General features: G+C 54.6%; 10 protein-coding genes and 1 riboswitch. All 10 genes read left to right on the forward strand.

Going from position 1 to position 11,578, the window contains the following annotated elements; genetic code table 11:
* The first annotated feature begins 325 nt into the window (after positions 1-325).
* Positions 326-1,198, forward strand: coding sequence for an SDR family oxidoreductase (locus L691_RS0118885; RefSeq protein WP_025691949.1), 873 nt, complete (start codon positions 326-328; stop codon positions 1,196-1,198).
* A 140-nt stretch (positions 1,199-1,338) separates the two neighbouring features.
* A riboswitch (TPP riboswitch) is annotated at positions 1,339-1,440 on the forward strand.
* Positions 1,441-1,553: 113 nt separating this feature from the next.
* Positions 1,554-2,204, forward strand: coding sequence for a thiamine phosphate synthase (locus tag L691_RS0118890; protein ID WP_025691950.1), 651 nt, complete (start codon positions 1,554-1,556; stop codon positions 2,202-2,204).
* 5 nt (positions 2,205-2,209) lie between these two features.
* Entirely contained in the window at positions 2,210-2,413 is a 204-nt protein-coding gene (gene thiS, locus L691_RS0118895) for a sulfur carrier protein ThiS (RefSeq protein WP_025691951.1), read from the forward strand.
* Between the two features lie 5 nt (positions 2,414-2,418).
* The gene (locus L691_RS0118900) at positions 2,419-3,447 is read left to right on the forward strand and encodes a ThiF family adenylyltransferase (protein WP_025691952.1); all 1,029 of its coding nucleotides are present in this window, start codon (positions 2,419-2,421) and stop codon (positions 3,445-3,447) included.
* Between the two features lie 44 nt (positions 3,448-3,491).
* The gene (locus L691_RS0118905; protein WP_025691953.1) at positions 3,492-4,262 is read left to right on the forward strand and encodes a thiazole synthase; all 771 of its coding nucleotides are present in this window, start codon (positions 3,492-3,494) and stop codon (positions 4,260-4,262) included.
* A 17-nt stretch (positions 4,263-4,279) separates the two neighbouring features.
* Entirely contained in the window at positions 4,280-5,398 is a 1,119-nt protein-coding gene (thiH, locus tag L691_RS0118910) for a 2-iminoacetate synthase ThiH (RefSeq protein WP_025691954.1), read from the forward strand.
* Between the two features lie 141 nt (positions 5,399-5,539).
* Entirely contained in the window at positions 5,540-7,159 is a 1,620-nt protein-coding gene (locus L691_RS0118915; RefSeq protein WP_025691955.1) for a fumarate hydratase, read from the forward strand.
* A gap of 267 nt (positions 7,160-7,426) precedes the next feature.
* Positions 7,427-9,223: a two-component system histidine kinase PnpS gene (gene pnpS / locus L691_RS0118920; RefSeq protein ID WP_025691956.1), complete on the forward strand. Its 1,797-nt coding sequence runs from the start codon at positions 7,427-7,429 to the stop codon at positions 9,221-9,223.
* A 144-nt stretch (positions 9,224-9,367) separates the two neighbouring features.
* Entirely contained in the window at positions 9,368-10,096 is a 729-nt protein-coding gene (locus tag L691_RS0118925) for a response regulator transcription factor (RefSeq protein ID WP_025691957.1), read from the forward strand.
* Between the two features lie 261 nt (positions 10,097-10,357).
* The coding region (locus tag L691_RS34000; RefSeq protein ID WP_025691958.1) for a methyl-accepting chemotaxis protein at positions 10,358-11,578 on the forward strand (1,221 nt) is incomplete at its 3' end.

The raw sequence follows: 11,578 nt of genomic DNA on the forward strand, positions 1-11,578 counted from the left end.
GCAGAGCAGAGACGTTTCGGGCGAAACCGGCAAAATCCGCACGTTGAGCGCGCTGCTGGCGGTGTGCTTGCTGGTCATGGTCTTCTTTATGGTTTTTAATGAAATTATTTGAACAAAAAGCATAGCCCGGCCCACGTCGCCCGTCTCCGAAAGGAAGCGGGCGTTTTATATTATTATGAGAACTTTGGTTTGTCTTGATTTTTTTATGTTTGATCTTCATGCGATTGGTTAAATAAATTACCGTAAAGGGAACGAATAATTGTATATCCCTAAGACACCCTAAGGAAAGTCTATTTTTTACAACTTTTCGAAAGGAGAATGAAACATGTCTGAAAATAATCAGCAAGTCCAAAAGACGTTACCGCCGCAGCATCAGAACCGTCAACCCGGTCTGGAATCGGAGATGACGCCACGGCCTAAATACGAACCGGCGGCATACAAAGCGGCGGGCAAGCTTCTCGGTAAAGCGGCCTTGATTACAGGTGGAGACAGCGGCATCGGCCGCGCGGTAGCTGTGGCTTTTGCCAAAGAGGGGGCCGATGTGGTCATTTCCTATCTCAATGAGCACATCGATGCAGAGGAAACGAAGCGCCAGGTCGAACAGGAAGGACGCAAATGTGTTCTCGTCTCCGGTGATATCGGGGTCGAAGTATTCTGCCAGGATCTTATCAACAAAGCAGTCGCTGGTCTGGGAAAACTTGATATTCTAATTAACAACGCCGCTGAGCAGTATCCGCAGGCGAAGATCGAGGATATCAGCTCTGAGCAGCTCGAGCGGACCTTCCGCACCAATATTTTCTCAATGTTCTATCTGACAAAAGCGGCTATGCCCCACTTGAAACAGGGCTCGACCATCGTCAATACAACGTCGATTACCGCCTACAAAGGAAACCCTCAACTGCTGGACTACTCGTCCACCAAAGGCGCGATCCTCAGCTTCACGCGCTCGCTCGCCATGAATTTGGTGGATAAAGGCATCCGGGTCAACGCGGTCGCGCCGGGTCCAATCTGGACGCCGCTCATTCCGTCCAGCTTCGACGAGAAGCAGGTCAGCGAGTTCGGCGGAACACAGCCAATGAAGCGCCCGGGACAGCCTGAAGAACTGGCTCCGGCTTTTGTCTACCTGGCTTCCGATGATTCATCGTATGTATCCGGCCAGGTTATTCATGTGAATGGCGGCGAAATCGTTAACGGTTGACAACTCTTAACGTATTAAGCTGAATCTGTGCTAAATATGCAAGCCCCGATCCAAATATGACACGGATTGGGGCTTTTTCATGAAAAGGTGGTATGAAAAGGAAATTTATGATACGCTGTGAAAGATCAATAGCTGCATAGCGTGAACACTAGGGGTGCCGCAAGGCTGAGACGAACGCAAGGTTCGGACCCTTTGAACCTGATCTGGTTTATACCAGCGTAGGGAAGTGGAGAGTGAATATCTGCATCCGGGCCTATCAAGGCTCGATCCCATTTGCAGTATCCAGCCGCCTTCCTTCGAAATGGCGGTTTTTTGTGCTGCTTATGGGAAATGAACACAGGAGGCGAATAGGGCTATGTGTCCGCCAAAGTTAAAGGACCCCGAAATTCATCTCATCTCCGGCGGCGTGACGTTAATGGACAGCTTTATTCTTATTGCTGCGGCCGTAAGTCCCTTTGTAGACTATATTCATTTGCGGGAAAAAACGCGTACAGCGGAAGAATTGTTCAAAGCGGTGGAGAAGATGCGCAGCCTTGGGATACCGCTTGAACAAATTGTCGTGAACGACCGGCTCGACGTCGCATTGGCCTCCGGAGCAGGAGGCGTGCAGCTTGCGGGGCACAGCCTCCGGGCCGCTGCGGCCCGCAAGCTGTCTCAGAGCCTGCGCATCGGCCGTTCCGTCCATTCCCCGGATGAAGCAGCCGCTGCCGCAGGAGAAGGAGCGGATTACTGCCTGTTCGGGCATGTATACGCCTCGGCCAGCAAGCCGGGTCTTCCAGGACGGGGATTGGATCGGCTTGTGGAAACTGTACATGCCTGCCCGGTTCCGGTCATTGCAATAGGCGGCATTGAACCGGGCAATGCAGGACAGGTGATTTCACGCGGCGCGGCGGGCATTGCCGTACTTTCGGGCATCTGCAGCGCGTCCGATCCTGTGGAGGCCGCAAAGTCTTACCATGCTGCCGTCCGGGCTGCCGCTCAAGAAGCCGGATACGAAAGGAGATGAGGGCAATGAAGCTCTATATCAACGGGAACGAGACCGAACTGGACGAAGCTTGCGCTACGCTTGCGGATCTGCTGAGCCGCCCCGAATGGAAGGAACGGCGGATGATCGTTGAACTGAACGGGATGATCGTAGGCAGGGATGATTTTGGAACTGTCCTCCTTGCCGACGGGGACCGCATCGAGCTTGTGCATTTTGTGGGAGGAGGCTGAGGCCGGTGAATTTCGCCGGAGAGGACAGATACAGCAGGCAGGAGCGGTTTTACGGAATCGGAGCCGAAGGCCAGAAGAAGCTGGCGCAGGCGAAGGTTCTGATTATTGGTGCAGGGGCGCTTGGCTCCGCATGCGCGGAGACGATGGTGCGCTCGGGTGCGGGCAAGGTGACCCTCGTCGACCGGGATTATGTAGAGTGGAGCAACCTGCAGCGTCAAAATCTGTTCACCGAGCAGGATGCGGCTGAGCGGATTCCCAAAGCGGTAGCTGCCGCCCGCAGGCTTCGCAGCGTCAACTCCTCTGTGGAGGTGGAAGGCATCGTTGCGGATATTACTGCGGAGGAGATCGGCCTCTATACCCGGGGGATCGACCTGATTCTTGATGCGGCGGATAATTTCGAGGTCCGGATGATCGTAAATGATATTGCCTCGCGGGACGGTATCCCCTGGATCTATGGCGCCTGCACCGGCAGCTATGGCATTTCAATGACGATTGTTCCGGGGCAGAGCGCCTGTCTTCACTGTCTGCTGGACAGTGTCCCAGCCGGAGGGGATACCTGCGACACGGCGGGGATAATCGGTCCCGCCGTCCAGATGACGGCAGCCTACCAGACTGCCGAAGCGCTGAAGTGGCTGTCAGGGAACGTTAGCGCGCTGCGCGGGACACTGGTCTCTTTCGATCTATGGACGAACCGTCACTCGTCGGTGGATACGGCCAAGCTGAAGCGCGCCGATTGCCCGTCCTGCGGCGCCAAACGCACTTATCCTTATTTATCGCCGGACAGCCATTCCAGAACGGCCGTGCTCTGCGGACGGGATACGGTACAGATTCGCCCGCCGAGCCAGGTGAGGCTTGATCTGGAGGAGTGGGAGCGGCGGCTGTCCGCCTATGGCCGGGCGGAGCGAAATCCCTATATGCTGTCTTTGACACTGGACCGGCACCGTATGGCGATCTTTCCCGACGGCCGGGTGCTCGTTCACGGAACGGGCGATCCCGCTGAAGCCCGGTCGCTGTATCACCGTTATTTTGGCTGATCGATCAAGCTATTCTATAAACCGAAAAGGGGAGGATTAATATTATGAATGATGCATTACATATTGGAGGAAAGGCCCTGTCCAGCCGTTTGTTTATCGGAACCGGCAAATACAGCCGCAACACGCTGATTCCGGAGGTAATCGCCCGTTCCGGCTCCGAAGTAATCACGGTGGCGCTTCGAAGAGTCGATCCCGCTTCGCAGGAAGAGAACATTCTAAGCCATATTCCGCCGCAGATGACCCTTCTGCCCAATACTTCCGGCGCGCGCACCGCAGAAGAAGCCGTGCGCATCGCCCGCTTGGCCAGAGCGGCAGGGATGGGGAACTGGGTCAAGATCGAAGTCATTAACGACCAGCGATATTTGCTGCCGGACAATCTGGAGACAATCCGTGCTACGGAAATTCTCGCTGCCGAAGGCTTCGTCGTCCTTCCCTATATGAGCCCGGACCTGTCTGCGGCGCTCCGGCTGAGAGACGCGGGCGCGGCGGCGGTGATGCCGCTGGGCGCGCCTATTGGAAGCAACCGGGGCCTCCGGACAAAGGAACTGATCGGCATCCTGATTGAAGAGGCCGGCCTGCCAGTCATTGTGGATGCGGGAATCGGCCGTCCGTCGGAGGCGGCGGAAGCGATGGAGATGGGTGCGGCCGCCGTGCTGCTGAACACGGCGATTGCTACCGCCCGTGATCCGCTTGGCATGGCGGAAGCTTTTCGCGGCGCGGTAGCTGCCGGAAGGCAGGCGTATCTGGCCGGGCTGGGTCCGGTTCAGCAGGAGGCGGAAGCTTCTTCGCCTTTGACCGGTTTCTTGAACGTATAGGGAGGGGATGTAGACTAATGAGCTTTTATGAGTCGCTGATGGCCCTGGAGCGCATTCCTTTTAAGGAGCTGTGGCAGAAGTACACGAAGGACGATGTTATGCGGGCGCTGGCCAAGGAGAAACTGGACAAGGAAGACCTGCTTGTTCTGCTGTCGCCTGCCGCCGGCCGGCATTTGGAAGACATGGCGCAAAAAGCGCAGCGCATCACCCGCTCACATTTTGGCTATGCTGTTCAGCTGTTCACGCCAATGTATGTGGCGGATTATTGCGTCAACCACTGTACGTACTGCAGCTTTAGCGCCATTCATGATTTTCCGCGCAAGAAGCTGTCACTGGAACAAGTTGAAGCGGAAGCAGCGGCAATTGCCTCTAGCGGACTCCGCCATATCCTGCTGCTTACGGGGGAATCGCGCAAGGACTCTCCGGTCGGTTACGTTAAAGATTGCGTGAAGGTGCTCCGCAAATATTTCTCCTCCATCAGCATTGAGGTCAATCCGCTGTCCACGGAGGAATACCAGAAACTGGCCGATGCGGGTGTGGACGGATTGACTCTATTCCAGGAAGTCTACCATCAGGAGACGTACCGCAAGCTGCATGTCAAAGGCCCGAAGCGGAATTTCCGGGCCCGGCTGGATGCTCCGGAGCGCGGCTGTCAGGCGGGCTTCCGCTCCGTCAACATCGGCGCGCTGCTCGGCTTGTACGATTGGCGGCAGGAAGCGTTCATGACGGCGATGCACGCACATTATCTTCAGGACCGCTATCCCGGCTGTGAGATCAGCCTGTCTCCGCCGCGTTTCCGGCCCTATCTCGGCAGCTTCAACCCTGAATCGGACGTGACCGACCCCGCCCTGGTACAGATTATACTGGCTTACCGGCTGTTCCTGCCCCGTTCCGGCATTACGTTGTCCACAAGAGAACCCGCCGAATTGCGGGACCGCCTTGTGCATTTGGGGGTAACCAAAATGTCGGCAGGCGTTTCGACCGAGGTGGGCGGACATACCAGTGACGGCGGAACACCGCAGTTTGAAATTTCCGACAGCCGAAGCGTGCCGGAAATCAGGGATATGCTGTACGGCAGCGGACTTCAGCCGGTATTCAAGGATTGGGAAATCCTTGCCGAAAGTTCCGTGCGCTGACGAGGAGTTCAAGAATTTAAGAGTTCAAGCCAACCTTCTCTTTGCGGAGGGTTGGTTTTTTTAACGGATTGCACCGGTATGATATGATAGATACAAAATGAAAGCCATCTAAACCCTGGACTTAAGAGGAGTGTATTGATGATGCGGAAGTTCGAAGACAGTGTGTATGATCTGATCGTTGAGACCTCCACCAACTTGCCTGGCGACGTGCGCCGGGCGATAGCTGCGGGACGGGCGCTTGAAGACAAGGATACACGCTCGGGACTGGCCCTGGCTACAATTGCGCAAAATATCGGCATGGCCGAGCATCAGATCTCGCCCATTTGCCAGGATACGGGCATGCTGACTTTTGTCATACATGCGCCTGTAGGCGCGAATCAGCTCGAAATGAAGCGCGATATCCGTAAGGCCGTTGTGCGGGCGACTCGGGACGGCAAGCTGCGGCCTAACTCTGTCGATTCGCTGACCGGCGGGAATAGCGGTGATAATCTGGGTGAAGGCACTCCGGTGATTCATTTCGAGCAGTGGGAAGAAGAGTATATTGATGTGCGGCTCATCCTCAAGGGAGGCGGCTGCGAGAACAAGAACATTCAGTACAGCCTTCCCGCCGAGCTGGAAGGACTGGGCAAGGCCGGACGCGATCTTGACGGTATCCGCAAGTGCATTCTTCATGCCGTCTATCAGGCCCAGGGGCAGGGCTGCAGCGCGGGATTTATCGGAGTAGGCATTGGCGGTGACCGGACTTCCGGATATGAGCTGGCGAAGAAGCAGCTGTTCCGCAAAGTGGATGATATGAATCCGATCCCGGAGCTGCATGAGCTGGAAAATTATATGATGGAGAACGCCAATAAGCTCGGCATCGGCACCATGGGCTTCGGGGGCGAAGTAAGCCTGCTCGGCTGTAAGGTTGGAGTGATGAATCGGCTACCTGCGAGCTTCTTCGTTTCTGTCGCCTATAACTGCTGGGCGTTCCGCCGCCAAGGCGTGCTGATCGACACCGCAGACGGCGATATCCGGGAGTGGCTGTATGAGCGGGGCTCCGGCATATCCGTAGGAGCAGTCGGAGCTGAAACGTCGTCTAATGTAAATACTGCGGCGACCGAAGATTCTGGCGACCAGGCCGTCCGTCCCGCAGCTGCCGAAAGTTCTGCTGCGGTTAGCGCAGATACGGCAGGCGGTGCAAGGGAGATCCGGCTCACGACGCCGATTAGCGAGGAAGACATACGCCGCCTGCGTGTCGGCGATGTGGTCATCCTGTCGGGCGAAATGCACACCGGCCGCGATGCTCTGCATAAGTATTTAATCGACCATGAGTCTCCGGTTGATCTAAGCGGGGCGGTCATTTACCACTGCGGTCCCGTCATGCTTAAAGACGAGGAAGGCTGGCATGTGAAGGCGGCCGGTCCGACGACGAGCATTCGCGAGGAGCCGTACCAGGGAGAAATCATCAAGAAATTCGGCATCCGGGCCGTCATCGGCAAGGGCGGTATGGGGGCAGGGACGCTACAGGCGCTCCATGATCATGGCGGCGTCTATCTGAATGCGATAGGCGGAGCGGCGCAATATTACGCCGAATGCATCAAGAAAGTGAACGGCGTCGATTTTCTCGAATTCGGCATCCCTGAGGCGATGTGGCATCTGACGATAGACGGATTTGCGGCGATTGTGACCATGGATTCCCACGGCAATAGCCTGCATGCGGACGTCGAGAAGGATTCCGCCGATAAACTGGCTTTATTCCGTGAAGCGGTGTTTAAGTAAGCCGCTATATTGACTACGGGTTGTGGACGATGAACCGTGTCAAGGAGTGTTTTCTCGCGAAAGCTTGGGCTATTTTGGTGAGGAGCCAGGGCGGCAGCTTTTAGCAATGATAGTGATCATATGAAGCGGATCGGAGCACAGATGTAGAGCATCTGGGGCTCCGATTTTTGGTTTTACATGGTATGCTTTTGCACTGGCAATTTCACTGAAATCGGGCTACGATAGAGTAAAGCAGTATAGTAAAGCATAGAAAGAGGCATGTGCCGCATGAAACCATTTCGAGTCCGTCTTTCGTTAATACTAATGACTTTGATCGGAATTTCCATGATTGGAGCGGGCTTCACGATGGCGCATCTGTTCAAGAATTCCCATGTTGCGGCGCTTGAAGATCATATGTCCCGGGAAATAAATCTGCTGGTGGGCACGATGGAATTCCGCGATATAAACGCTCCGGATGCGATCAATTATTATACCGGACAGGCCAAAAGTATTGGTAAACTCACGAATTCGAGGGTTACCTTTATTACACAACATGGAAAAGTAATTGGTGATTCGGAGAGAAATCCGCTTTTAATGGACAATCACTCCAATCGTCAAGAAGAGATTATTGCGGCAAAAGATGGGATTGGCCGGGCAATCCGCTACAGTGACACGTTGAAGAAAAATATGCTTTATGTTGCCCAGAAGGTATCCTCACAGAACGGAAACTTTAAAGGATATATCCGCCTGTCCCTGTCCCTTGACAGTGTCGAGCAAGGAGTGAATAGGGCTTGGACGGTTATGGCGGGCGGACTTGTGCTGCTCTTCATAGCGGCTGCTATTGTCAGCTATCGTGTCTCCCTCAGCCTCACTTCACCGCTGGAGCAGATTACCCGTGTGGCTCGGCGGATTACAGATCTTGATTATGACGCTCGGGTATCCCTGAACCGAAGGGATGAAATCGGCCAGCTTGCATCCGCGATCAATGCGATGGCGGACAGTCTGCAGACCCAGCTTCGCACGATACGCGACAACGAGAACCTGCTGCAGAGCGTGCTTGATAATATGACCGGCGGCATCCTGCTGGTGAATGAGCGGGGAGAAATTGCCCTGCTCAACAAGGCGGCTGAGAAAATGCTGGACGTGAACGCGGAAGACTTGGTCGGCCGTTCCTTCCGTGAACTGAAGCGCCACTACGAGCTGACTCGGATTTTGGAAGACGGATTATTCCGCCGGGAGCCCGTGCATGAGGAGCGGAGCTTCTATAATTCGGGAGAGCGGATCATGCGTCTGGACGGGGTGCCGATGACGCAGGACGTTTCCTACCAAGGCATGCTGTTCCTGCTTCAAGAGGTAACGGAAATCCGGAGGCTGGAGAGAATGCGCAGCGAGTTCGTTGCCAATGTCTCGCATGAGCTCAAGACGCCGGTTGCGGCGGTCAAGGGATTCGCGGAGACGCTGCTTGGGGGCGGGGTGAAGGACGAGAAGACGGCAAATTCTTTTTTACAAATCATTTATGATGAGAACGAAAGGCTGAACCGCTTGATCGGCGATATTCTGGAATTGTCCAAAATCGAGTCCAAACGAGTCCAACTGGAATGCTCTCCGGTCCACCTGGCGACTTTCTTCGATTCGCTGCTTGAAACGATGAGTAAGGTAGCGGAGAAAAAAAGCATCAGTCTGAGCGCGGAGGTGCCGGAAGAACTATTCATTGAAGCCGATGAGGACAAGCTGCGGCAGATTTTCCTCAACCTGCTGTCGAATGCGATCAATTACACACATGAAGGCGGTAACGTCAAGGTGAGGGCGATGAACAGGCAAAAAAAAGACGGAACGGAAACGGTTGTATTCACCGTGACGGACACCGGGATTGGAATCCCCCGCAAGGACCTGCCGCGTATTTTTGAACGATTCTACAGGGTGGACAAGGCAAGATCGCGAAGCTCGGGCGGAACCGGACTCGGATTATCGATTGTCAAGCATCTGATGGATTTGCACCGAGGCGTTATTTCCGTAGAAAGCGATCTCGGTATCGGAACCACGTTTACTCTGGAGCTGCCGCTGCTGCAGGAGGATGAAATCTGACCTTTATTTAAGTATTTCCGGTGTTTTGTGAAGCCAGAAGTTAAACTTAGGGTTGAACAGAGCGATTTGCGTAAATGTTTTACACTGGGATAACATTCCGATGATATGATGGGTCTGTCAAAAATTATGAAGACGGGGGAAACTATGGCACAACGATTGCTTGTCATCGAAGACGAACCCACTTTGGCCCGGCTGTTGTCTTACAATCTGACGCAGGAAGGCTATGAGGTGGCACATGAGGATCACGGAACGGCGGGCTATGACCGGGCGGTCAGGGAGCATTTTGATTTGATTGTGCTGGATCTCATGCTGCCGGGCATGAACGGGATTGATATTCTGGATAAACTGCGCGGCCAAGGGATTACAACCCCCATTATCGTGCTGACGGCCAAGAATACCGAAGAAGATGTCGTCCGCGGGTTGAAATCGGGAGCGGATGATTATATGACGAAGCCCTTCGGCGTATCGGAGCTGCTGGCCAGAGTCAGCGCCGTGCTCCGCCGCATCTCGGGTATATCGGAAGAACCGCAGCCTAGAACCGGAGAGAATGATTCCACCATTATTTTGGGCCAACTTGAAATTTATCCTGAACGATACGAAGTGACATTGGGCGGACAGAGCATTAATCTTCGTCCCAAGGAATTTGAGGTTCTGCTGTATTTGGCCCGCAAGCCGGGCGTTGTATTGACGAGAGACGATTTAATGAACGCCGTTTGGGGGTTCGATTATATCGGCGGGCAGCGTACGGTGGATGTTCACGTCAGTTCGCTGCGCAAGAAGCTGGAGCTGGACCCCGTGTCGGTCCATATTGACTCCATCCGCGGAGTCGGCTACAAGCTGGTTGTCAACAAGCAAAGAACTCCGGTCGTTTAACCGAGGCCCGGGGTTCTTTTTTTAAAATATAAGAATTTATAAGCTGAGCGCTTATCAATTTGCCTTATATTTCTACGAGAAACGGTGCCGTTCTAAAAAGACGGCGAAGCCGTTTCTTCTTGTTAGGAAATATTATCCGGTTCCTTTTACCCTTGTGGCAGACGTGCATTTTCAGTCACATTTCATTAACGATAAGAAAATATTCCTATGACATTTGATTGATACGCTATGAACAAAATAGTCATGCGGGAGGAATGTGCATTGGGTTCACTCACAACGGTTGAGGAACAGAGGGTCAAGCTGAGCGGAGGAGGGACGGACATAAGTATCTATGCGGCGGCAAACGACAAGCTTACAATTAAACGCCAGGAAATCGGACGGAATGAACATCTGCTCAGGCAAAAAAGAATGGCGGCGCAGACGGGCGCCTTGTCATTAGACGCAGTACATCCCGAGGCAGCGCGGATGGCTGCTTCACGGACTGAGGCCCCACCGCCCGTGGCAACGGCAGAGTTCGCAGGGGAGGCGGCATCAGCCCGGCCTTCCGCCATATCGCTTGCGGATTACTGCATCAGTGTTCCGGAGATCGATCTGAATCTTCAGTCCCTGGAGGCGCTGGCGGTATTTCGTGACAACTTGAACGCTCCATGCCTAGTCGTCAGGGACGAAGAGGATCGACCAGCCGGTCTTCTAATGCGGGATTATTTTCACCGCCAGCTGTCTGGCAGATTCTCGGCGGAGCTGTTCTATTCACGTCCGGCTGCCCGTTTTGCCGATAAAGAAGCTCTTATAGTAGTGGAGTCTTCAGCTTTGCCTTCCGAACTGATCGTAAAGGCTTTGCGGCGGAAAGAAGAACAATTCTACGACTGCGTTATCGTCACGGAGGACGGGAAGCTGAAGGGCGTATTGACGGTGAGGGATCTAATGGCGCTCTCAGGAAGGCTCCAGGAGCGGGCGGAACAGGAACGCCGCCTTGCCGTAGAAGGAAGCTGCGACCATGTCGGCGAGATGGAGTCGGCGCTCCAGGAAGCCGCGTCTGCCGCCGAAACGGCCCGTGCAGAATGCAGACGTATGGAGCAGTGGATTGACGCCGGCTCCGGGAAGCTGGGCCATGTACATACTTCATATTTGCGGGTGGAGGAGCGAATCTCCGAGCAGCGCAGCCAGGTGGGGGAGCTGCTGAATAATGTAACGGAGATCGCTTCTTTGACGGGAGAGATTGACGGTATTGCTGCAACGAGCGAACTGCTTGCACTGAACGCCTCTATTGAGGCCGCCCACGCCGGCGAACATGGACGGGGCTTTCAAGTTGTGGCTGATGAGGTGCGAAATCTTGCCCGTCATACCCGGCTGTTGACGGCAAGCATTTCTTCGCTGCTTGGAACCATTGGGGATCAGGCCGCCCGCACCGCAGAGCTTACTGGAGCCGCTGCGGGCGATATCGGCGGCAGTGCGGAGGAAATAGCGGCCGCGAAGCGGCTC

The organism is Paenibacillus zanthoxyli JH29 (assembly GCF_000520715.1).
Classification (GTDB): domain Bacteria; phylum Bacillota; class Bacilli; order Paenibacillales; family Paenibacillaceae; genus Paenibacillus_AQ; species Paenibacillus_AQ zanthoxyli.